The 22442-nt window shown below is 69.4% G+C and carries 22 protein-coding genes; 14 read left to right on the top strand and 8 right to left on the bottom strand.

Annotated elements, in window-relative coordinates:
- Positions 1–149: 149 nt before the first annotated feature.
- Positions 150–695 carry a CDP-2,3-bis-(O-geranylgeranyl)-sn-glycerol synthase gene (locus ACMGFI_RS04550; RefSeq protein ID WP_436907674.1) on the bottom strand — a complete coding sequence of 182 codons (546 nt, stop codon included), beginning with the start codon at positions 693–695 and terminating at the stop codon, positions 150–152.
- 134 nt (positions 696–829) lie between these two features.
- Between ACMGFI_RS04550 and ACMGFI_RS04555 the strand changes: the two genes are divergently transcribed.
- Both ACMGFI_RS04555 and ACMGFI_RS04560 read left to right on the top strand, forming a co-directional pair.
- On the top strand, positions 830–1666 hold the full coding sequence (locus ACMGFI_RS04555) for a proline dehydrogenase family protein (protein ID WP_436907676.1): 837 nt from the start codon (positions 830–832) through the stop codon (positions 1664–1666).
- A gap of 145 nt (positions 1667–1811) precedes the next feature.
- Positions 1812–2450 carry a DUF502 domain-containing protein gene (locus ACMGFI_RS04560; protein WP_436907678.1) on the top strand — a complete coding sequence of 213 codons (639 nt, stop codon included), beginning with the start codon at positions 1812–1814 and terminating at the stop codon, positions 2448–2450.
- A 69-nt stretch (positions 2451–2519) separates the two neighbouring features.
- Here the strand turns inward: ACMGFI_RS04560 and ACMGFI_RS04565 are convergent, their stop codons facing one another.
- Both ACMGFI_RS04565 and ACMGFI_RS04570 read right to left on the bottom strand, forming a co-directional pair.
- The gene (locus tag ACMGFI_RS04565) at positions 2520–3074 is read right to left on the bottom strand and encodes a CBS domain-containing protein (RefSeq protein ID WP_436907679.1); all 555 of its coding nucleotides are present in this window, start codon (positions 3072–3074) and stop codon (positions 2520–2522) included.
- 82 nt (positions 3075–3156) lie between these two features.
- Positions 3157–3639, bottom strand: coding sequence for an 8-oxo-dGTP diphosphatase (locus ACMGFI_RS04570; RefSeq protein WP_436907681.1), 483 nt, complete (start codon positions 3637–3639; stop codon positions 3157–3159).
- Between the two features lie 224 nt (positions 3640–3863).
- Here ACMGFI_RS04570 and ACMGFI_RS04575 point away from each other — a divergent pair, with 224 nt between their 5' ends.
- The 4 genes from ACMGFI_RS04575 to ACMGFI_RS04590 all read left to right on the top strand — a co-directional run bounded on the left by ACMGFI_RS04575 (position 3864) and on the right by ACMGFI_RS04590 (position 8179).
- The gene (locus ACMGFI_RS04575) at positions 3864–4991 is read left to right on the top strand and encodes an ORC1-type DNA replication protein (protein WP_436907682.1); all 1128 of its coding nucleotides are present in this window, start codon (positions 3864–3866) and stop codon (positions 4989–4991) included.
- Between the two features lie 214 nt (positions 4992–5205).
- Complete coding sequence (locus ACMGFI_RS04580) at positions 5206–6282, top strand: metal ABC transporter substrate-binding protein (RefSeq protein ID WP_436907684.1); 1077 nt, start codon at positions 5206–5208, stop codon at positions 6280–6282.
- Positions 6279–7097 (top strand): metal ABC transporter ATP-binding protein, encoded by an 819-nt coding sequence (locus ACMGFI_RS04585; RefSeq protein ID WP_436907685.1) that lies wholly within the window; start codon positions 6279–6281, stop codon positions 7095–7097. Before ACMGFI_RS04580 ends, ACMGFI_RS04585 begins: the two co-directional genes overlap by 4 nt.
- Positions 7094–8179, top strand: a complete 1086-nt coding sequence (locus tag ACMGFI_RS04590) for a metal ABC transporter permease (protein ID WP_436907686.1) — start codon at positions 7094–7096, stop codon at positions 8177–8179. The genes ACMGFI_RS04585 and ACMGFI_RS04590 overlap by 4 nt, the downstream gene beginning before the upstream one ends.
- 80 nt (positions 8180–8259) lie before the next feature.
- Here ACMGFI_RS04590 and ACMGFI_RS04595 read toward each other — a convergent pair whose 3' ends face one another.
- The 3 genes from ACMGFI_RS04595 to ACMGFI_RS04605 form a co-directional block, all read right to left on the bottom strand.
- The gene (locus ACMGFI_RS04595; RefSeq protein ID WP_436907687.1) at positions 8260–8676 is read right to left on the bottom strand and encodes a universal stress protein; all 417 of its coding nucleotides are present in this window, start codon (positions 8674–8676) and stop codon (positions 8260–8262) included.
- 21 nt (positions 8677–8697) lie between these two features.
- On the bottom strand, positions 8698–9333 hold the full coding sequence (locus tag ACMGFI_RS04600) for a DUF8054 domain-containing protein (protein WP_436907688.1): 636 nt from the start codon (positions 9331–9333) through the stop codon (positions 8698–8700).
- Between the two features lie 81 nt (positions 9334–9414).
- The gene (locus ACMGFI_RS04605; RefSeq protein WP_436907691.1) at positions 9415–10152 is read right to left on the bottom strand and encodes a glycerophosphodiester phosphodiesterase; all 738 of its coding nucleotides are present in this window, start codon (positions 10150–10152) and stop codon (positions 9415–9417) included.
- Positions 10153–10288: 136 nt separating this feature from the next.
- On the opposite strand from ACMGFI_RS04605, the gene ACMGFI_RS04610 reads away from it, so the two are divergent.
- The 5 genes from ACMGFI_RS04610 to ACMGFI_RS04630 are packed head-to-tail and all read left to right on the top strand — an operon-like array spanning position 10289 to position 15200.
- Entirely contained in the window at positions 10289–11863 is a 1575-nt protein-coding gene (locus ACMGFI_RS04610) for an extracellular solute-binding protein (RefSeq protein ID WP_436907694.1), read from the top strand.
- 1 nt (position 11864) lies between these two features.
- Positions 11865–12842, top strand: a complete 978-nt coding sequence (locus ACMGFI_RS04615; protein WP_436907695.1) for a carbohydrate ABC transporter permease — start codon at positions 11865–11867, stop codon at positions 12840–12842.
- Positions 12842–13792: a carbohydrate ABC transporter permease gene (locus tag ACMGFI_RS04620; protein ID WP_436907696.1), complete on the top strand. Its 951-nt coding sequence runs from the start codon at positions 12842–12844 to the stop codon at positions 13790–13792. Before ACMGFI_RS04615 ends, ACMGFI_RS04620 begins: the two co-directional genes overlap by 1 nt.
- A 2-nt stretch (positions 13793–13794) precedes the next feature.
- A complete protein-coding gene (locus tag ACMGFI_RS04625; RefSeq protein ID WP_436907698.1) occupies positions 13795–14997 on the top strand; it encodes an ABC transporter ATP-binding protein in 1203 nt (400 codons plus the stop codon).
- Positions 14997–15200 carry a DUF8005 family protein gene (locus tag ACMGFI_RS04630; RefSeq protein ID WP_436907699.1) on the top strand — a complete coding sequence of 68 codons (204 nt, stop codon included), beginning with the start codon at positions 14997–14999 and terminating at the stop codon, positions 15198–15200. The genes ACMGFI_RS04625 and ACMGFI_RS04630 overlap by 1 nt, the downstream gene beginning before the upstream one ends.
- A 406-nt stretch (positions 15201–15606) precedes the next feature.
- Here the strand turns inward: ACMGFI_RS04630 and ACMGFI_RS04635 are convergent, their stop codons facing one another.
- Together ACMGFI_RS04635 and ACMGFI_RS04640 are read right to left on the bottom strand one after the other, a co-directional pair.
- Positions 15607–16332, bottom strand: coding sequence for a hypothetical protein (locus ACMGFI_RS04635; RefSeq protein ID WP_436907701.1), 726 nt, complete (start codon positions 16330–16332; stop codon positions 15607–15609).
- Between the two features lie 1144 nt (positions 16333–17476).
- A complete protein-coding gene (locus ACMGFI_RS04640) occupies positions 17477–18235 on the bottom strand; it encodes an IclR family transcriptional regulator (protein WP_436907702.1) in 759 nt (252 codons plus the stop codon).
- Positions 18236–18356: 121 nt separating this feature from the next.
- On the opposite strand from ACMGFI_RS04640, the gene ACMGFI_RS04645 reads away from it, so the two are divergent.
- From ACMGFI_RS04645 to ACMGFI_RS04655, 3 genes are all read left to right on the top strand, one after another.
- On the top strand, positions 18357–20687 hold the full coding sequence (locus ACMGFI_RS04645; protein ID WP_436907703.1) for a glycoside hydrolase family 3 N-terminal domain-containing protein: 2331 nt from the start codon (positions 18357–18359) through the stop codon (positions 20685–20687).
- Between the two features lie 94 nt (positions 20688–20781).
- Entirely contained in the window at positions 20782–21507 is a 726-nt protein-coding gene (locus ACMGFI_RS04650) for a DUF7260 family protein (RefSeq protein WP_436907704.1), read from the top strand.
- A 109-nt stretch (positions 21508–21616) separates the two neighbouring features.
- Positions 21617–22426: an SDR family NAD(P)-dependent oxidoreductase gene (locus ACMGFI_RS04655; protein WP_436907706.1), complete on the top strand. Its 810-nt coding sequence runs from the start codon at positions 21617–21619 to the stop codon at positions 22424–22426.
- The last annotated feature ends 16 nt before the right edge of the window (positions 22427–22442 follow it).

Genomic DNA, 22442 nt, shown 5'->3' on the forward strand with positions numbered 1-22442 from the left:
TCACCGGGTGTCCGCGCGTCGGAAACCCTGATTTACTGGCAACTCGGTCGCTTCCTCGCATCCGGCTTCGCTGTTTTCGACCCGGGGTGCCCGCAGCGGCGCAGGCGCGAGAAAAATCGCGCGCAGAGCCGGAAAGAGGCGGTATCGGCTCACCAGGGTTCGTCCTTGGCGCCGATGAGGTAGGCGATGCCGTTGGTGACGACGTGCAACAGTGGCGTCACGACCAGCACGGTCACCAGCACCGGCGGGGTGAACGTCGCGGTCACCCACTCGAAGTCGAGGACGGCCGCCAGCGCGAGCGCGCCGACGACGAAGTCCAGCTGGTCGACGCCGGGGAAGGGCGCGCCGCGCTCGCGACCGCTCCGGCGCTTAATAAAGGAGGCGCCGATGTCCCCGAGCATCGCACCAAGCGCCAGTCCGACGGCGGCCGCCAGCGGGAACTCAACCGCGGGGACGCCGAGCAGGTCCGCGATGGCGCCGGACCCGGCGTTCAGGGCGAGCGCGAGCGCGACGCCGGCGGCGGTGCCGGCGGCGGTCCCGCGCCAGGTCTTGCCGTCGCCGAGGACGCGCCGGCCGCCCCAGGTGCGACCGCCGTCGATGGGGCGGCCGCCGCCGGCCAGCACCGCCGCGTTGTTCGGCACGTACGCGGGCCCCATCGCCCACAGCGCCGTGACGACCACCGTGACCAGATCCATACCGACGCCGACAGTCCCGCGCTTCTTAAGTCGCCGTGGTTCGCGTCGGCGCTCCGCGCCCGCGTTCGAGTACCTTGCCCGTTGCCGGACGCGACGCCGGTATCCCTTTCACATCGGCGGCAATACTTACCAGTATGCTTCCGCCGATAGCGAGTCGCTTCGTCGCCGGGGAGACGGCGCCGGCGGCGCTGGAACACGCCCGCCAGACCAACGAGCGCGGGGTCGGGGTGATCCTCAATCTCCTGGGCGAGCACTACGAGGAGCGCGACCCGGCCGACGCGGACGCCGCGGCCTACTGCGAGCTGGTCGACGACCTGGCGCGGACGGACCTGCGAGCCTGCATCTCGGTGAAGCCCTCCCAGCTCGGCCTCGACGTGGGCGAGGAGGTGTTCCGGGAGAACCTCGGACGAGTGGTCGAACGGGCGGACGAACGCGGGGTGTTCGTCTGGATCGACATGGAGGACCACACGACCACCGACGCGACGTTAGACGCCTTCGAGCGCCACGCCCGCGAAACAGGCGGGGGCGTCGGCGTCTGCGTCCAGGCGAACCTCAGGCGCACGCGCGAGGACCTCGAACGGCTGGCCGACCTGCCGGGAAAGGTCCGGCTGGTCAAGGGAGCCTACGACCCCCCGGAGGCGGTGGCCTACCGGGAGAAGTCGCGGGTGAACGAGGCCTACCGGGACTGCCTCGAATACGTGTTCGAGGCGTTCGACGACGGGGTGGCGGTGGGGAGTCACGACCCCGAGATGATCGCGCTGGCCGAGGAGTTGCACGACGAGCACGGGACGCCCTACGAGGTGCAGATGCTGATGGGCGTCCGCGAGGACGCCCAGTACGATCTGTCCGACGAGCGGGAGGTGTGGCAGTACGCCCCCTACGGCTCGAAGTGGCTCTCCTACTTCTACCGGCGGGTGCTCGAACGGAAGGAGAACCTCGCGTTCGCGCTACGGGCGGTCGTGAGCGGCTGAGAACCGGGCCGTTCCCCACCGGTCCCCTTCGTCCAGTCGCCGGCCGTCCGGCCGCCGGCCCTCGGCACCTGTCCGGTCGCCGGCCGTTCGTGTCCGCGGCCTGAAGGGACACGCTTACTACGGTTCGGCGGGCAGATACCCGCAGATGAGTTCGGCATCGTGGAAGCGCGACTTCGCCAGCGGGCTGGTGATCCTCGTGCCGCTGCTGGTGACGGCCTACATCATCGTCTGGCTGTACCTGGCGCTGACCGCCGTGCCGCTGCCGGTCGACAGCCAGGAGATCGAGCTCTGGAACCTCTCGCTGAACGTTCAGGAGCCGCTCCGCGTCGCGCTGACGCTGGTCATCTTCGTGCTCGTGGTCTTCTCGCTGGGCTACCTGATGCGGACGACGTTCGGCGACGTGATCGAGAGCGGGATCGACCGCGTCATGAACCAGCTCCCCGGCCTGCGCGTGGTCTACAACGCCTCGAAGATGGCGGTCGAGACGGTCGTCTCCGGCGCCGACGAGCTCCAGGAACCCGTGAAGATCGAGACCTGGCAGGGGATGCGGATGACGGCGTTCAAGACCGGACAGACAACCGACGACGGCCGCGACGTGCTCTTTCTCCCGACCGCGCCGAACATCACCACCGGGTTCGTCGTCGAGGTCGACCCCGACTCCTACACGGAGACCAACGAGCGCGTCGAGGAGGCGCTGACGCGGGTGCTCAGCGCCGGCTTCGGCGAGGCGGAACAGACCTCGATCCCCGTCGACGTCGGGGCGGACGACGAGGACGAGGAGTAGGAACGGCGGCCGGTGGGGACCCCGGGCGACGGAGCGGACGCGACGGCCCGGACTGCGGGCGGCGCGGACTCAGCTGAGGTGAGCGGCGATATCGGCCTCGGTGATGATCCCGACGGCCTCACCGCCTTTGACGACGAGGACGGCGTCGTTGTGATTGAGGTAGTCGTTGATCTCGTCGATGGTCGCCTCGGGCTCGACGGTCGCGATGGACTCGCGCTTGATCTCGTCGACGGGGTAGTCGCCGACGTTGTCGGCCTCCGAGTCGCCCGAGCGCTGGCGGATGTCCGAGTGGCTGATCAGCCCCAGCGGCGTCCCGTCGCGGATGACGGGCACCTGCGAGTACCCGCCTTCGCCCATCAGCTCCTGGGTCTCGTGGACGGAGTCGTCCGGCCCGACGCTCACGATCGGCGAGTTCATCAGGTCCTCCGCGCGGAGGATGGCCCCCTCCGCCTCCTGCAACGCGTTGACGATCCGCCGCAGCGTCGACAGCCGCGGGTCCACGTCCCCGCCCTCGATGCGCGCGATCAGCGGCTGCGAGACGTCCGCCCTGTCGGCGAGGTCGCTCTGAGTCAGCCCCAGCTCGTTCCGCCGCTCCCGCAGGTCCGCCGGCGTCGGTAGGTCCATGCCGCGGAATAACCGTAGGTAATATAAAAAACCTCCGCCGGCGCGGGCGAGTCGCCAGCGGGGCGAGACGGGTCCCCGCGATTCACTCCACGGCAACGCCGATCTCCATCTCGTAGCGCACCAGAGACTCGCCGTCGTCGCTCAGCACGAACTCGCCGCGGAAGGTCTCGCCGCCGATCAGGTGTGGGAGCCACACCCGGTCGTCGACCCACATCTCGTCGTAGGGCACCGCGTCCGCCGGGTGCCACTCCGGGGCCGCTTCCTCGGTCGCCTCGGGTTCTCCCTCGATCCCCTCGGCGACGAAGACGTGGACGTGCATCGAGTCGTCGTCGACGCGTCCGTCTCGAAAGTGAAAGTCGAACGCGCCGCGCTTCTCGACGCCGACCGGCTCGACCCGCAACTCCTCCCGAACTTCTCGACGGGCGGCCTCCCGGACGGTCTCGCCGTCCTCGACCTTCCCGCCGGGGCCCACCAGCTTGCCGGCGCCGAGCCCGCGCTGTTTCCGGATGAGCAACAACTCGCCGTCGACGACGGGGTGACAGAGCGTCGCCTCGGTCGCCTCCATACCGGGAGACCCACCCACCGGACCGGCTTCAATCCACTGCCGCCGACACGGCCCGCCGGGCCGCCGCCCGCCGTTTCACTTCCGGCGAGCCGAGCGCAGTACTCCCGGACACCGACCAGTTTTCGACCGGGAACTCACGGAAAGATACCGGTTCGTTCGGCGTGCGTTCCACTTTCGCCCCGACTGGCAAACGGTTAAGTGGCGCGGGGAGCGTGGTGAAAGTAATGACGGAGGACCCCGAGGAGGGGATGCTGTCGTGGGACGAGTCGGTGTTCCGCGACGAACACGTCTTCGAGATCGACTACCTGCCGGAGACGTTTCTCCACCGCGACACGCAGATGGAGACGCTGAAGTACGCTCTGCGTCCCGCGGTCCGGGGGTCGCGGCCGCTCAACGTCGTCGCGCGCGGGCCGCCGGGGACGGGGAAGACCACGGCCGTCCAGAAGCTGTTCGGCGAGTTGCGCGCCCAGACGGACGTGAAGACCGTGCGGGTGAACTGCCAGGTCAACTCCACGCGGTACTCGGTGTTCTCGCGGCTATTTGAAGGGGTGTTCGACTACGAGCCGCCCTCCTCGGGCATCTCGTTCAAGAAGCTGTTCTCGCAGATCACCGACCAGCTGGTCGCCGACGACCGCGTGCTGGCGGTGGCGCTCGACGACGTGAACTACCTCTTCTACGAGGACGAGGCCTCCGACACCCTCTACTCCCTGCTGCGCGCCCACGAGGAGCAGGGCGGCGCGAAGATCGGCGTCGTCTGCATCTCCTCGGACCTCGACCTCGACGTGATCGACGCGCTGGACACCCGGGTCCAGAGCGTCTTCCGTCCGGAGGACGTGTACTTCCCGAAGTACGACCAGTCGGAGATCGTCGACATCCTCGACGAGCGGGTCGACCGGGGGTTCCACGAGGGGGTCATGTCCGCGCCGGTGCTCGACCGCGTCGCCGAGTTCACCGAGGAGCAGGGCGGCGACCTGCGCGTCGGCATCGACCTGATGCGCCGGGCTGGGCTCAACGCCGAGATGCGCGCGAGCAAGGAGATCGAGATGCAGGACGTCGAGAAGGCCTACGACAAGTCCAAGTACGTCCACCTCTCGCGGCGGCTGCAGGAGCTGTCCGACGCCGAGAGCGCCCTGCTGGAGGTGATCGCGGAACACGACGGCAAGCGCGCGGGCGACATCTACGACGTGTTCAACGACGAGACCGGCCTCGGGTACACCCGCTACTCCGAGGTGACCAACAAGCTCGACCAGCTGGGGATCATCACCGCCAGCTACGCCGACGTGGACGGGCGGGGCCGCTCGCGGGAGCTGACGCTCAACTACGACGCCGACGCGGTCCTCGAACGGCTGTAGCGGCCCGGCGCAACGGGCCAGCCGGCCACCCCAGCGTTCTCCGAACGGTGAGACCGACCGAGGCGTCGGTTCGGCCGTCCACGCGGGAGACCGGATACCGGTCTCCGCGCGGTCGCGTGCCTCGCCACTGCCGTTTCTCCGACCGCAACCTATAAACACGGTGTCGGCAAACTAGAGATTAGACGGGTCTAATCTTCGAGTTCGGTGCCAAACTATGTCATTCGATACAGACGACAGACGAGGGGTAACGCGGCGGGACGCGCTCCGCGCCGGCGGTGCGGCGCTGGCGGCGGGGCTGGGCGGCTGCACGGCCTTGCCGAGCGCGCCGGTCGAGGCCGGGGGCGGCGACGACGGGGGCGACCCGGTCGCGGTGGCGTCCTTCTTCAGCTTCTTCGACTTCGGTCGGCAGGTCGCCGAGGGGACCCCGCTGACGGTGGAGAACCTCGTCCCGGCGGGGCTGCACGGCCACGGGTGGGAGCCAAACGCCAGCATCACCCAGCGCATCATCGAGGCGGACGCGTTCGTCCACGTCGGCGCGGACTTCCAGCCGTGGGCCGACCGCGCCATCGAGACCATCGAGGGCGACGACGTGGACACGGCGCTGATCAACGTCCGGGAGGGGATCGAACTGGTGGACCTCGCGGCGTCGCTGGACCGCGACGAGGAGGGCGTCGGCGCCCAGCGCGGGAAGGATCCGCACTTCTGGCTGGACCCGCGGCGCGCCAAGCAGTCCGTCGACAACATCGCCGACAGGTTCGCGGAGATCGTCCCGGAGCACGCCGACGCCGTCTGCGAGAACGCGGAGACGTACAAGTCGGACGTGCTCGACCGTATCGACGCCGACTACGAGGCCATCTTCGGCCGGTCCGACCGCGACATCGTCCAGCTGGCCGCGCACAACGCCTTCCAGTACCTCGGTGTGCGCTACGGCGTCGAGATGCGGCCGCTGGTGACGAACCTCGCGGCCAGCGGGGACGTGAAGCCGGCCGACATCCGCGAGGCCGAGCGGGTCATCCGCGAGAACGACATCCGCTACATCGCCAACGGCGTCTTCGAGTCCCAGCGGCCCGCGCGCCAGCTCGTCCGCGAGACGGCGGTGGCGGCGTACTTCCCCGTGACGCCGTACGCCGGCGTCCGCGAGGAGTGGGTCGCTGAGGACTGGGGCTACGAGGAGATCGCCTACAACATCAACATGCCCACCTTCGAGATCGTCCTCGGCAACGAGATGCCCGAGGAGGCGGCCCCGTCGGCCGAGTGGCTCGAACAGTGGCGGAACTTCGAACCAGTATGACCACGCAGGACACCGATTCGGTGAGCGGGACCGACGCGGACGAACGAACGACCACCGGGACCGACGACACGGCCGGCGAGCCGGTCGTCGACCTCGCGAACGTCACCTTCGGCTACACGGCGACGCCCGTGGTCGAGGACGTGTCGCTGACCGTCGAGGCGGGCGAGTACGTCGCTATCGTGGGACCGAACGGCTCCGGCAAGTCGACGCTGATGCAGTTGATGCTCGGGCTGCTCGAACCCGACGCGGGAACCGCTCGACTGTTCGGCGACCGCGCCGACCGCTTCGACGACGGCGAGCGGATCGGGTACGTCGCCCAGCGGGCCAGCGCCGCGACGGGGATGCCCATCACCGTCCGCGAGGTGGTGAAGATGGGCCGGTTCCCCCACGTCGGGTTCGGCCGGCTGTCCAGGGAGGACTGGGCCGTCGTCGACGACGCGCTGGCGACCGTCGGGATGAGCGGGTTCGCCGACCGCCGCATCACCGAGCTGTCGGGCGGCCAGCGCCAGCGCGCGTTCATCGCGCGGGCGCTGGCGGGCGAGGCCGACCTGCTCGTCCTGGACGAGCCGACCGTCGGCGTCGACGCCGAGTCGGTCGACGCCTTCTACGACCTGCTGGCGACGCTCAACGCCGAGGGGATCACCGTCCTCCTCATCGAGCACGACCTCGGGGCGGTCGTCGAGCACGCCGACCGCGTCGTCTGCCTCAACCGCGAGGTGTACTTCGACGGCCCGACCGACGAGTTCGTCGACAGCGACGCGCTGGCCCGGGCGTTCGGGACCGGCGCGCGGTCGCTCGCGGGGGTGTCCGAATGAGCGCGGACGTGGCGGCCGCGTTGCTGGCGACTGTCCTCGCCGCCGCGGACCCGTCGGTGGTCCTTCCCCTGCAGGGCGGCCTGGGCGCAGTCGGCGAGCTCGTCTTCGGGGTCCTCCTGTGGGTCCTGGAGCAGTGGTACTGGCTGATGGACTGGGTGTACTACTTCACCGGGCTGGAGATGCTAAACCCGCGCTACCGGTTCATGCACCGGGCGATCCTCGTCGGACTCTGCGTCGGCGTGATGGCGCCGCTCATCGGAACCTTCCTCGTCCACCGCCAGCTCGCGCTCATCGGCGACGCCCTGGCCCACACCGGGTTCGCCGGTGTCGCCGTCGGGCTGTTCCTCAACGCTGTCATCGACCTGGGGGTATCGCCCTACCTCACCGCGGTCGTCGTGGCGATGATCGCCGCGCTCTGCATCGAACTCATCTCGGAGGTCACCGACGCCTACAACGACGTGTCGATGGCCATCGTCCTCTCGACGGGGTTCGCCCTGGGGACGACGCTCATCAGCCTCAACGCGGGGGGGCTCGCCGTCGGCGTCAACCAGTTCCTCTTCGGCAACCTCTCGACGGTGTCGCCCCAGAGCGCGGCGATCCTCCTCGTGCTGTTCGCCGTCATCGTCGGCACGGTCGCGGTCACGCGCAACCAGCTGCTGTACGTCACCTTCGACGAGACCGCGGCCGAGGTCTCGGGGATCCCCGTCAACTGGTACAACCGGGTGATGGTGATGCTGACGGCGATGGTCGTCGTCGGCGCGATGCAGATCATGGGCGTCATCCTCGTCGCGGCGATGCTCGTGGTGCCGGTCGCCGGCGCGACCCAGGTGTCCCGGAGCTTCTCCGAGTCGCTCGTGGTCTCGGTCGTCCTCGCGGAGCTGGCGGTGTTGCTGGGCATCGCCGCCGCCTACTACGGCGGCGTCACGGCCGGCGGGGTCATCGTCCTCTTCGCCGTGGCGATCTACGTCTGCGCCGTCGCGGTCGGCAAGGTCCAGTCCGCCCGCGGCGAGCGGACCGCGCCCGACATGGGGAGCATCGAGGCCGACGGCGCCGACATCGGGGCCGCGGCCGAGGACGACTGAACGGAGCGACTGCCCGCTGACCGGCGCGGCCGCTGGGAGCGACTCGCCCGACGATCGACGGGGCTAGGGGAACCGCGTCGTCAGGCGGATTCCGACAGTTCGGGCACCGGCACGACCACGACCGGCACGCCCACACGACCGAGCAGCGCGCGAACCGTCGAGCCGGGGGCGGCGCCCATGATCGAGTCGTCGCCCTCGCCGCTCGCCGCCGGGTCGCCCCGCCGCGGTCCGAGGAGGAGCACGTCGGCGTCTCGCTCGGCGAGGACGGTCCGGATTTCCTCGGCGGGCCTGCCCTCGCGCTCCAGCACCTCGACGGTCGCGGGTAACAGTCGGGAACGGGCGACGTTGGCGGCGTCGCCGGCGTCCCGGCCGTCGAGAGCGGGTTCGTCGACGGTCAGGACGACGACCTCGTCGTCCGCCGAGAGCCGGTCGGCGAGGTAGTCGGCGGCCGCGGCGGTCGTGTGGACCGACGCGGTCGCGAGCAGGTAGCGGGTCACGCCCGACGAGTCGCGCCGCGCCTACTCGAAGGCGACGAACTGCGCCCGGCAGTCCGTACAGACGAGCGCCCGCAGCGGGTGGCCCTCGGCGTCGGTGCGCGGCGGGCCGCAGCAACCGCCGGCCTTGCGGGCTTCGAGGTCGGTGTCGCAGACCGGGCAGGCGTCGAGGAAGACCGACAGGCCGTGGGCGGCGACGGCGCGGCGCCCGGGGTCGAGGTCGGTGGTCGCGGCCAGCGCCCGCGCGGCGGCCGTCTCCGCGACCGCCACCGGCCGGCGGACCCACACCTCGCCCGCCGGTTCGCCGGAGCCGTCCGAGAGGACGACGAACGCGCGGTCGCCCTCGGTGACCGCCGTCGCGCTCGTCGCGGCGGGCGCCACCGCCAGCGTCGCGGCCGCGAGCTCCTCGGACGGGAGCCCACGGAGCCGCTCGATCTCCGCCCGCCGGCGCTCGTCGAACCCGTCGGCGAGTCGGGCGTCGTCGGTCCCCTCGACGACGCCCGCGTCGACCAGGTCGGCGAGGACCGCTTCGCCGTCGGCCGTCGTCGCGTCGGCGAGCGTCGACGGGGCCGGCCGGTCGCCCCTCGCGTCGTCCGTTCCCGACACCGAGTCCGCGGGCGCCGCTCGCATCTGTGGGTCGGTCTCCCCGGGTCGTCGCATGGCCCGCGATTGGGCGGTCGGTCGCTTGAGGATGTCGTCGGTTTCGACCCGTAGGCGACAGTTACCGGGCGTAGGCGGTCGCTATGGCTCGGGGAGGTCCCAGGTGTCGGTCGTCACGCCGTCGACGCCGCGGTCGGCCAGCGCCCGGACCACCGTCGCGCGGCGCTCCCGGTCGTCGGCCGCAGGGTCCGCTCCGTCGCCGGCGCGCTCGTCGGCCGCCGCTTCGAGTCCCCACGCGTAGACGCCGAATCCGGCGTCGTGGGCCCGCTCGACGAGCGCGCGGCCGCCGGGGTCGAGGCACAGTCGCGCGTGCGGGTGGACGTTCGCACAGTCCAGGCAGGTCGCGAGATCCAGGTTCGCAGTCGGGTGGGCGCCGAACAGGAGACCGGCCTCGGGGTCCCAGTCGGAGCGCGCGATCTCGGCCAGCGCCGGCGCCGAGAACGATGAGAGCCGGGCGTTCGAACGGTCGTCCGCTGCCAGCGCCGCCCGCACGTCGCGCCACAGTCCGGGCTCCTTGAGCTCGACCTGCAGCGTCACCGCGGCGGGGACAGCGTCGAGGATCTCGGCGAAGGTGGCGACAGACTCGTCGGACCCGGCGACGCGCAGTTCGCGCAGTGCGTCCAGATCGAGGTCGGCGACGCGGCCGGTCCCGTCGGTGAAGCCGTCGACGCGCTCGTCGTGGGCGGCGACGAGTTCGCCCGACCCGCAACGCCGGAGGTCGACCTCGACGGCGGGGAGGTGGCGGGCGGCCGCCGCGACGGCCGCGGCGGTGTTCTCCGGGCCGTGGTCGGGAGAGCCGCGGTGGGCGACGAGTTCCATGGTGTGTGTCGGACTCCCGTCATCAAGTCGGCGGCGACCGTTTCGACAGCGGGAGCGGCGGTAACCCGGGGTTATTCCGAGCGTGTCAGCGGATGCCGGACTATACCTTAGTCTCGCAGGATCGATCGTGGGAGGTATGTCGCACGACTCATCGTCGGGAGCGGAGAGCGGGGCCGGACCGTCGAGTTCGCGGCGGCGCTTCGTCAAGGCCGTCGGCGCGGCCGGCGCGGTCGGGCTCGCCGGCTGTCAGAACGGCGCGGGGCCCGGCGGGGGCAACGAAACGAACGGCACCGGCGACGGCGGCGACGGCGGCGACGGCGCGACGGTCGAGATGGCGATGCCGTCGAACGTCACCGACCGCGCGGAGGACACCCGCCAGGCGCTGTACGACGCCGGCCTCTCCGAGGACATCGAGGTCACCTTCCTCTCGACCTCGGAGATCTCCGGCGACGTGCAGGCCCAGTACCGCAGCTGGCTCAACGCCGGCCGCGAGACGCCCGACATCTTCCGGATGGACAGCGGGTGGACGATCCCCTTCATCGTCCGCGACCAGCTGGTCAACCTCAGCGAGCGCCTCTCCCAGGACGCCCAGTCGATGCTCGACGAGTACTACTTCGAGGCGCCGCTGGAGAGTGCGCGGGCCCCCGCCCAGGCGGTCGGCGGCGGCGCGACCGACACCGACACGGAGGCCGGCGGGGGCGGCGGCCCGCGGGGCGAACTGTACGGCGTCCCCTGGCAGGTCGGTTTCCCCACGATCCAGTACCGGAAGGACCTGGTGACCGACGCCGGCTTCGACCCCGAGGGCGAGAGCTGGGCGACCGAGCCGATGACCTGGCAGCGCTTCTCGGAGGTCATCGCCGAGACTCACGGCAACGCCGACGTGGAGTACGGCTTCAACTGGCAGGGGACCGACTACGTCGGCCTCTCCTGCTGCACGTTCAACGAGTTCATGTCGACCTGGGGCGGCGCCTACTTCGGCGGCCGCGACACGCTGTTCGGCCCAGTCGGCGACCGCCCGGTCACGGTGAACGAGGAGCCCGTCCACCAGGCGCTGCGGATGATCCGGACGCTCATCCACGGCTCCGACGACGAGTTCGCGCTGGACGGCTACCAGCAGATCTCCCCCAACGCCGTCCTCGAGTGGACTGAGGGACCGTCGCTGTCGCCCTTTACGAACGGCAACGCCGTCGCCCTGCGCTACTGGCCCAGCGGCATCTTCGAGGCGGCGACCGCCTTCGAGGAGTCCGAGGACCTCTCGCCCGACGACCTCGGGACGATGCCGATCCCCTACGCGGTGAGCGAGGACGAATCCGAGTACGAGGGTATCGGCGGCACCGCCTCGGCGCTGGGCGGGTGGCACCTCACGGTCAACCCCAACTCACAGAACGTCGACGCCGCGGTCCAGGTGATCGAGGCGACGATGCAGCAGAGCTTCCGCACGTTCCAGTTCAGCGAACTCGGCTACCTCACCGGCGACCGGCGGCTGTTCGACCCCGAGAACGTCGGCGACGTGGACCCGTGGGGCCCGCACCTGGAGACGCTTCGGATCGCCGGCGAGAACGCCATCCCGCGGCCGGTGACCGTCGTCTGGCCGGACCAGTCGTCGCAGATCGCCGGTAGCGTCAACGCCGTGATCGCACAGCAGCAGGAGCCCGAGCCCGCGATGTCCGCGCTCGCGGAGAGCCTGCAGGAGCTCGAAGAGAGCGTCTAACATGGCGACCAGCGACGAACACTCCCGCGGCCGCCTGCGGTCGGCGGCCGTCGCGCCGGCCAACTGGACCGAGCGACTCTCCGAGCAGGGGTTCGCGTACGTCCTCCTGCTGCCGACGCTGCTACTCGTCTCGACGATGGCGCTGTGGCCGCTGGTCAGCACCTTCGAGATGTCGCTGCGCGCCGACGCGCTGTTCTCGGCGGACTACGTCGGCGAGTTCGTCGGCCTCGAGAACTACGTCGAGCTGCTGACCGGCGAGCGCAACGCCGTCCTCGGTAGCCCGTTCGTCGACTTCAGTCAGCCGCTCCAGAGCGCGCTGACGGTCACGCTCGTCTACGTCGCCATCGCGGTCACCCTGGAGACGATCATCGGCTTCGGCCAGGCGCTCGTGCTCGACCAGAGCTTCCGCGGCCGCCGGTGGGTCCGCGTCGCGATCCTCATCCCGTGGGCGGTCCCCATCGCCATCCAGGGGCTGATCTTCTGGCTGTTCTTCCAGCCGGGGATCGGCGTCGGCACCCAGTTCATGCAGGACCTGGGGATCTTCTCGGCGAACCCGCTGATCAACACCACCGACACGCTGATCATCGTCATCGTCGCCGACGTGTGGAAGACCTCGGCGTTCATGGCCCTGCTCATCCTCGCCGGGCTCCAGAGCGTCGACCGCAGCCTCTACGACGTGGCGAAGGTCGCCGGCGCCTCGAAGGTCCAGCAGTTCCGCTACATCACCTTCCCGCTCGTGTTGCCGGCGCTTCTGGTCGCGCTTCTGTTCCGCACCATCCAGTCGATGCGCGTCTACGGTATCATCGAGACGACCGGCGGCTGTTCGACCCTGCCGTCGCTGACCTGCATGGTCGTCTCGACCTTCCGCGCGGGCCGGTACGCGACCTCCGCGGCCGTCGCGTTCATCACCGCCGGCATCGTCGCCCTGGTCGCGCTGGTGTACATCGTCAAGTTCGCCGACCTGGAGGTGGGCACCTGATGGCCTCCCAGACCGTCGAGGAGGGCGAGAGCGACGACGACGGCCCCATCGCCCGCCGCACGCGGGAGGCCATCCGCAACCCCGGCGACGCCTACCAGTTCCTCTTCTACGTCGTCACCGCCTTCTTCCTCGTGACCACCCTCTTCCCGTTCTACTGGCTGCTCGTGCTGGCGCTGACGCCCGGCGACCGGATGACCGACGTCGGGCTGCTGCCCAACGGGTTCAACCCCTACTCGTTCGTCGAGATGTTCCAGCGGCTACCCTTCCACGTCTACATGTTCAACAGCATCGTCATCGCGCTGACGACGACGGTCATCGTCCTGCTGGTGGCGAGCTTCGCCGGCTACGCGTTCGGCCGCCTGGAGTTCCGCGGCAAGACCGCGCTACTGCTCGTCCTGCTCGCCATCTCCTACTTCCCGCCGGCGGCGTTCATCATCCCCCTGTTCCAGTTTTTCACCGGGAACGTCGAGATACTCACGCTCCCGGCGGTCAGCACTATCCAGAGCCCGAACTGGTTCAACACGCCGGGGGCGATGGTGACGCCGTTCAGCGCGCTGTTCCTGCCCCTCTCGATTTTCATCCTCACGACGTTCTACAGTCAGATCCCCGACGGGCTGGAGGACGCCGCCCGCGTCGAGGGCGCGACCCGCATCGGCGCGCTGTTCCGGGTGATCATCCCGCTGTCGGCGCCGGGCGTCGCCACCGCGGGCGTGCTGACGTTCATCGGCGTCTACAACGAGTTCTTCATCTCCTTCCTGATGACCGACGGGCAGGCCCAGAACTGGGCGCCCATCGTCTGGGGCGTCGTCAACTACCAGGGCCAGTACCAGGCGTTCTACAACCTGATGGCGGCGGCGAGTATCGTCGGCGTGCTGCCGGTCGTGATCCTCGTCGTCGTCGCCCAGGAGCGCATCGTGAGCGGACTGACCGCGGGCGCACTCAAGGAGTAACCATGGGAAACGTAACACTCGAACACGTCACGAAACGCTACGCGGACGTCACGGCGGTCGACGACATGAACCTCGACATCGCGGACGGCGAGTTCGTCACGCTCGTCGGCCCGTCGGGGTGTGGCAAGTCCACGACGCTGGAGACCATCGCCGGCCTCACCATCCCCAGCGAGGGGACGATCACCATCGCCGGGCAAGACGTGACGAACAAGCCGCCGAAGGACCGCGACATCGCGATGGTGTTCCAGAACATCGCGCTGTTCCCCCACATGGACGTCCACGACAACATGAGCTTCGGGCTCCGACTGCGGGACTTCCCCGACGAGGAGATCGACCGCCGGGTCGAGCGCGCCGCCGAGATCCTCCAGATCGAGGAGCTGATCGACCGGATGCCCGACGAGCTGTCGGGCGGCCAGCGCCAGCGGGTCGCCATCGGCCGCGCCATCGTCCGCGAACCCGCCGTCTTCCTCATGGACGAGCCGCTGGCCAACCTCGACGCGAAACTGCGGGTCCACATGCGCACGGAACTCCAGCGGCTCCACAAGGAACTGGACACGACGATCATCTACGTCACCCACGACCAGGCCGAGGCGATGACCATGAGCGACCGCATCGCCGTCATGAACGAGGGACACCTCCAGCAGATCGACCCGCCGCTGGTCTGTTACGACGAGCCGGCCAACCTGTTCGTCGCCGGCTTCATCGGCTCGCCCAGCATGAACTTCGTCGAGGGGACCGTCGAGGCCGGCGAGATCCGGACGGCCGGCTTCGACGTGGAGTTCGACCCCGGGCAGGTGGCCGAACTCGCCGCGGGCGACGACGTGACCGTCGGCGTCCGTCCCGAGGACGTCTACCCCGCCGAGAGCGCGGACGAACTCGCGAACCCGACCCGTCCCATCCGCGCCCGGACGGACGTGCTCGAACCGATGGGCGACGAGATCTTCGTCTACCTCGTCCTGCGCGGCGAGGACGCCGCCGGCGACGACACCGGCACCAGCGGCGCCGCCTCCGCCCGCGGCGCCGACGAACTCCTGATGAGCGTCGAGCCGGACAGCGACCTGGCCGGCGACGAGGACATCGAGGTCGTCCTCGACCGCCGGAAGATCCACGTCTTCGACACCGAGACGGGCGACGCCGTCTGCCACGACATCCTCCGCTCGGAGGCGATGGGCGGTGGCCACCGCAGCGCCCGGGAGGAGACCTGATGGTCTCGACCGCCACGCTCCTGTACTTCGGGATGGGGACCCTGCTCTTCTTCTTCTGGGTCTACGGCATCTGGGCGTTCGCCCGCGACTGCCGGCGGACGTACGTTCCGGGGTTCAAGGGCTGGCTCGCCCGCCGCCGGGAGTCGAAGGCCGAACAGGAACGCGAGCAGGAGCGCGAAGAGAAGGAGAAGCAGCTGTACTGACGAACTTTCCGCGGTGGCGCGCGCTGTCGCGCGCTTTCATGCGCGCGACGAAATCGTGCGAGGGATGAGTAACGCAGGAGCATAGCGACGAGTAACGCAATCGGTTGGGGAGGCTTGTGGCTGTCTGCGGAGCTATGCGGGGCGATCCTCCTGGCGGACTGAAAGGGCGAGGCTCGCTCGCGTCCACTTTAGTCGCCTGAGCGGGCACTACCCGAGCGAAGCGAGGGTATCCCGCTCAGCGACCGCGAGCGGGTCGAGGGCTTTCATCGTTTGCTGTCGGTTGCAGTCGCAGAAACTGCTAGCGAGCGCGTCGAGGGGTTTCGTCACTTGCTGTCGTCTGTGGTCGATACAGCCCCTGGCGAGCGATCCTCACCACTCGATCACATAGCGGAGCCACCACCCACGACTAGTACAGCTCGAAGGACTCGACGACGGACTCCCTGCCGCCGCGGCGCCATAGCACGGAAACGCGCTCGACGAGACCGAGCGTCGCCCGGACCGTCGCGCCCGCGACGCCGTCGCCGGGCGCCAGGTCGCCCAGTTCGTGCCACGGGACGGTCCGCCCGCTCTCGGGGTCGGGCGGGTAGTCGTCGGCGACGCCGGTCAGGAACACTTCCTCGGCGGGCAGGTTCTGACCGTCGACGTGGCGGACGGTCAGCCGGTCCAGCGCGTCGTCGGCGCCCTCGTGGAGGCACTCGAAACAGGCCACGCCGCGCTCGCAGTCCGACACGCGGAACGCCCCGAGTTCGACCGGCCCGCCGTCGCGGGTCCACGAGAGCCGGACCGCGTCGACCAGCGCCGGCTCGACGGTCAGCGACCGTCCGGCGATCCCCGCTTCGGGGTCCAGGTCGCTCAACTCGGCCCACGAGTAGGTGAAGCCGGACTCGCGGGCGGGCGGCCAGTCGAACGCGACCCCGGAAGCGGCGACCGCGCCCGCGGACAGGTCCCGACCGGCGACGTGGGTGAGCGTGAGGCTGTCGGGGCCGTCCTCGGTACGTTCGAGGTCCGCCTCGAAGCAGGCCGCGTCGCAGTCCGGCGTGGCGGTCCGTCCGCCGATGGCCCCGCAGCCGGCCAGGCCCCCGAGCGAGCCGGCTCCGAAGGTCCGAAGGAGGCTCCGGCGAGTCGGCGTCACGGTTCGTGGTGTCGCGCCGGGCGGAAAACGGTTCGGGCGGGGTAGTAGGCGGCGCTTAGTTAGTGAATCGTGCCGTCGAGCGGAGGGCCGAAGCCGCGATTCGGCGGTTTCTGGGCCAGCGTGGCCGAAGCAGTTCGAGAACGACGACGGGTTCGACCTGCGCGACGACCCGCCCGACGGATACGGATCAGTCGTGACCGGATGAGTGGCTCCCGACGGTTCGTGGGACCCGATTTCCGGGTCCAAGACCGACCCGATCTGAAAGATAATGGTACGCATATATTCGTATTTTCGTAAGATAAATTATATTCATATTCGCACCGGATCCCGAATCCGAGGATTCTACGAGCGGGACGCCGCCGGCGACCGACGACGTTCGTCGATCCCGTGTCTTCGGCGGGAGATACGACATTCCACACGTCTCTTTCCGGAATTTCCACGGGAACTCGCAGAGGCGTCCGCCGGAAACCGTCTCGGCATCGTTCCAGATCTCGTGGCGGCGGCTGAACCGTTGTAGAGAGTGTAAATCCCTTGGATACGGTGTTCGACGGTGGACTGACGTGCGTCTCCAGCGGACCGGGCCGGATGGGTAAACTAGAATAGAATTTACTGAATACAAATTATACTGTGATTCTTATATATTGGGCCGAATAGAGACGATATCTCGGCCGGAGTATCGGAGTACCGCCACGCCGACGGCCCGACCTCGCAGGGACCGCTACAGACTTCTCTCGACGGAGTCGGCAGTGAGACCGAACCCGCTCTCCGCCCGGAGGTTCCGGTATCACCGGCCTTGCTTCCGCACCTGCCGGAAAACGGTGTTAGAAGGCTATTGAGCGGATCTCGGCGGCGGTAAGAACCGATATGAACGGTATCGCCGTTGTCGCGAGTGGCTAATTACATGACTACAACTGTAATTATGTCCCCCACTGGTTCCGGCCATAGCGGAAGCGCTACCGGTGTAGCAGGCCACCGTCTAGTACGCGGAGACAACACCTGATCGCGCTGGATCGAACCCTGATCGCGCTGGATCGAACTCACGGCGTCAAAATCGGGTGACGGAAACGGTCGGAATTACCGGGGATCGAAGTACTGGTCGGGAGGAGCGATCTCGAAGGCGTTCCGGACAGGGCGGATAGCCCGCTCAGGAGTACGTGAGGTTGACCTCGACGACGTTCGCGGTTCTGAGGACCAGTTCCGGGACCTCTTCGGTGAACCGCTCGCCGCGCATCCTGCTTTTCGGGCCGGAGATACTGACGGCGGCGATCCCGCGGCCCTCGTCGTCCGTGATCGGCGCCGCGACGCAACGCATCCCCTTGACGCGCTCGGCGTCGTCGTACGCGTACCCCCGTTCGCGGATCTCCTCGAGCTGTTCGAACAGCTCGTCGCGGTCGGTGACCGTGTTCTCGGTCACTTCCGGGAGGCCGTGTCTGTCCAGGATCGCCTCCACTTCCTCCCTCGGTCGCTGGGACATGATCGACTTGCCGAGGGCGGTGGTCTGGAGGGGGACGCGCATCCCGGCGTGCGTGTCGAGCTGGACCGCCTCCGAGCCGCAGGCCTTGTAGAGGAACACCCCCAGACCGTGCTCCTCGACGAGCAGGTTCGCGTGCTCGCCGGTCTGTTCCGCCAGGTCCTCGACCTCGGGACGCGCGATCTCGAAGGCCTTCTTCCTGTCGCGGGCGTGCTCCCCCAGTTGCAGGAAGCGCGTGCTCACGTGGAAGGTGCTCCCCTCCTTGACCAGGTACTCCTCCTCTTCGAGCGTCTGGAGGTGGTCGTGGACCGTGCTCGTCGGCTTGTCCAGGTACCTGGCCACCTCGGAGACGCCCGCGCCGTCGAGTTCGCGGAGCGCCTCGACGATCTCGAAGGATATCTTCGCCGCGTTGACCCCGCCAGTTTTTGCCATACGTCACGATCGAACTCTGTGGATGATAAAGCTTTCCGCCACAGCCGGATACCGTTCCCGCCCTCGCGGACTCCGGACCGCTACCAGATCACTTTTGCTACAGCGCATCCCCGAGTAGGCCATGACAGGTTCCGAGAGGCCGCCGTACCAGGACCCGTCGCTGTCGACCGAACGCCGAGTGAGCGACCTCCTCGAACGGATGACCCTCGCGGAGAAGGTCGCACAGCTCGGCGGGCTGGCGCCGTCGCGGCTGTTCGACGACGGCGAGTTCGACCGGGAACACGCCGAATCCCAGCTCGCCGACGGGATCGGCGAGTTCACCCGGCTCTGTGGGGAAGGCGATTTCATGCCGCGGGAGGGCGCCGCGACCGTCAACGAGGCCCAGTCGATACTCGACGACACGCGGCTGGGGATCCCGGCGATCGCACACGAGGAGTGTCTCAGCGGGTACATGGGTCCCGGCGGGTCGACGTTCCCGCAGTCGATCGGGCTCGCGAGCACGTGGGAGCCGGACCTCGTCGAGGAGATCACGACCGAGATCCGCCGGCAACTCCAGTCGATCGGCGTCGCGCACGCCCTCTCGCCGGTCGCCGACCTGGCCCGCGACCTCCGGTGGGGCCGGACCGAGGAGACCTTCGGCGAGGACCAGTACCTCGTCGCCCGGATGGTCTGTAGCTACGTCTCGGGCCTCCAGGGCGACGACCCCGCGGACGGGGTGGCCGCGACGCCGAAACACTTCGTCGGCCACGGCGCCCCCCGCGGCGGGAAGAACCGCGGGTCGATCTCGCTCGGTCCGCGCGACCTGCGCGAGCACCTCTTCCCGTTCGAGGCCGCCGTCCGGGAGGCCGGTGCGGAGTCGATAATGAACGCGTACCACGACATCGACGGCGTCCCCTGCGCGAGTTCGACGCGCCTGCTCACCGACCGCCTCCGCGAGGAGTGGGGGTTCGACGGGCTGGTCGTCTCGGACTACGGCGCCGTCACCAACCTCCGGACCGAACACGGCGTCGCCGCCGACGACCGCGAGGCCGCGGTCGCGGCGCTCCGCGCGGGGATCGACGTGGAACTCGCGAACGTGGAGGCCTACGACGAACTCGTCGGCGCCGTCGAGGACGGCGAACTCGACGAGGCGGTCGTCGACGAGGCCGTCCGGCGGGTGCTCCGGACGAAGGTCCGCAAGGGGCTCTTCGAGGCCGACCCCGTCGACCCCGACGCCGCCGCCGAGGCCTTCGAGACCGACGACCAGCGGGCGCTCGCGCGGCGGGCCGCCCGCGAGTCGGTCACGCTGCTGGCCGACGGGGACGACCTGCTCCCGCTGGACGACGACGCCGCCGTCGCCGCCGTCGGTCCCAAGGCCGACGCGACCGAGGGGTTACTCGGCGACTACGCCTACCTCGCGCACTTCCCGGAGCTGGAAGACGAGGAGGCCGGGATCGACATCGTCTCGCCGCTCGCGGGGCTCGAAGCCCGCCTCGGCGCGGACGCCGTCACGCACGCGCCGGGATGCACGCTCACCGGTCCCGACACCGCTGGCGTCGACGCGGCGGTCGAGGCGGCGGCGGACGCCGACGTGGCGCTCGCGTTCGTCGGCGGCAACTCGACGATCGACCACAGCGACACCGACGAGTCGGTCACCGAGCGCCCCGCCGTCTCCATCAGCGGCGAGGGTCGGGACGTGACCGATCTGGGGTTGCCCGGCGTTCAGGAGGAGGTAGTCGAGGCCGTCGCCGAGACGGGGACGCCCGTGGTCGCCGTGGTTCTGAGCGGGAAGGCCCACGCGCTGGAGCCGGTCGCCGACGCCGCGTCGGCGCTCGTCCACGCGTGGCTCCCGGGCGAGGAGGGCGGCAACGCCGTCGCGGACGTGCTGTTCGGCGACCACAGCCCGAGCGGCCGGCTCCCGGTGTCGCTCCCGCGGGACGCGGGGCAACTCCCCGTCCACTACAGCCGCAAACCGAACGACGTTCGCAACGACTACGTCTTCACGCCCGGCGACGCGCTGTTCCCGTTCGGCCACGGCGAGAGCTACACGACCTTCGAGTACGGCGACCTCGAGCTGTCGACCGACGCGGTCGAACCCGACGGGACCGTCGAGGCGAGCGTGACGGTCGAGAACGCCGGCGACCGGGCCGGTCACGAGGTCGTCCAGTGGTACAGCCACGCCGAACACCCGCCGCTGGTCAGGCCGGTCCAGCGGTTGCGGGGCTTCCGGCGGGTCTTCCTCGAACCGGGCGAGCGCGCGCGGGTCTCGCTCGAGCTCGGGGCGACCCAGCTCTCGTTCCTCGACGAGGCCGAGCAGCTGGCCGTCCACCCCGGCGCGTACGAACTCCGCGCGGGCCACTCCGCCGCGGACGTCCGGGCGACGGAACGGTTCGAGATCACCGGCGAGAAACGGCGGCTCGACGGGGCGGACCGGCGGCTGTTCAGCGACGTGCGCGTCGAAGGCGAGCGGTAGCCCGCGACGCCGCCCCGGCCGTCCGGGCGCGGTGAACCGCCGGCCGGGACGACCGCCGGAACACCTTTCTACCGTGCGACTGTATCCCACGCCGATGGAGACTTCCCACCGTGCGGACGACCCGGTGGTCCGGTCGCTCCGGGACCACGTGCTGGAGCCGCTGTCGACGGCGGCGGACATCGTCGAGCGGGAGCGCGCGGAGGTCGACGCGGAGCGGCGCGCGTTCGCGCGGTTCGGGGAGCGCGTCGCCGGCATCGAGACGGAGGCGCCGAGCGCGGCCGGGCAGGGGCAGCGACAGATGCTGGTCGATACGTCCTCGAACCGGACCGAACGGCTCCGGAGCGCCTTCCGCGAGTCGGTGATGAGCGTCGACCACTACGAACAGCGGTACGACGAGTCGCTGGTCGAACACGTCGCGGCCGAGCTCTCGGCGGACGTGGCGGCGGGGTTCCGCCGGAACTCGGGCGCCGCGTTCACCGAGTTCTACAGGTCGACCCTGGCGACGGCGGTCGAAGAAGCCGTCGACAGGCGGAAACGGCTGTGCGAACAGCTCGAAGCGGAGCAGTCGTCGCTGGAGCGGAGTCGGGAGGCCCTCGACGAACTGGTCGGGGAGTACGACGAGTCGTGGTCCAGCCCCGCGGCTGCCGGGTTGGAGCCCGAACTCGACGACATCGCGCAGGAGCGTCAGGCGCTCGTCCAGCGGCGCGACCCCGCCTCCGGGACCGACGGGCACGACCTCTGTACCTACGTCTACGGCAACGCCGACTGGACCTACCCCGTGCTGACGGCGGTCACGCGGTTCCGGACCGCCGTCGTGTAGCCGTCCCCCTCGCGTCGCTCACCACCGCCCGGTTTCGGGACCGCGGAAGCACCGCCGTGAGTAACATTGAAATGGGAGAGCACCGACGGCACACACGCGAATTCCACCAATGACTCGTTTATCCGGTCAGACGGCTATCGTGACTGGCGCATCGAAGGGTATCGGCAAGGCGATCGCGACCCGGTTCGCGGCGGAGGGCGCGAACGTCGTCGTGAACTCCCGGTCGGCCGAGCGCGCGGAGACGGCCGCCGAGGCGGTCGAGTCCGAGGCAGCCGAGGAAGCCCCGGAACAGGCGGGCGCGGTCGCCGGTATCGCCGCCGACGTGTCCGACTACGAGTCCGTCGAACGGCTCGTCGACGAGACGGTCGCGGAGTTCGGCGGCCTCGACGTCATGGTCAACAACGCCGGCATCACCGACATCCAGCCCGCCGAGGAGTTCGACCCCGAGACGTGGCGGGAGGTCATCGACGTCGACCTCAACGGCGTCTTCTTCGGCGCGCAGGTCGCCGGGAAGCGGATGATCGAGCAGGGCGACGGCGGGGCCATCCTCAACATCTCCTCGATGATGGGCGACATGGGGTTCAAGATGCGGGCGCCGTACTGCGCCGCCAAGGGCGGCGTGAACAACCTCACGCAGACGCTCGCCGTCGAGTGGGCCGACGACGACATCGCGGTGAACGCGCTCGCGCCCGGGTTCATCTACACGGACATCACCGACCAGACCCAGGGGTCGGCGGGCTACACCGACGAGGACGTGCGCAAGCGCACGCCGATGGCCCGGTACGGCTCGCTCGACGAGATGGCGGAGTGCGCGCTCTTTCTCGTCTCGCGGGACAACTACGTGACCGGCGAGGTCCTGACCGCCGACGGCGGCTGGACGGCCGACGCCTGGCGGTACTGGGCCGACCGCGGCGAGTGAGGAAACGAGCGAGGGT

Source organism: Halosimplex marinum (assembly GCF_051414075.1).
GTDB lineage: Archaea > Halobacteriota > Halobacteria > Halobacteriales > Haloarculaceae > Halosimplex > Halosimplex marinum.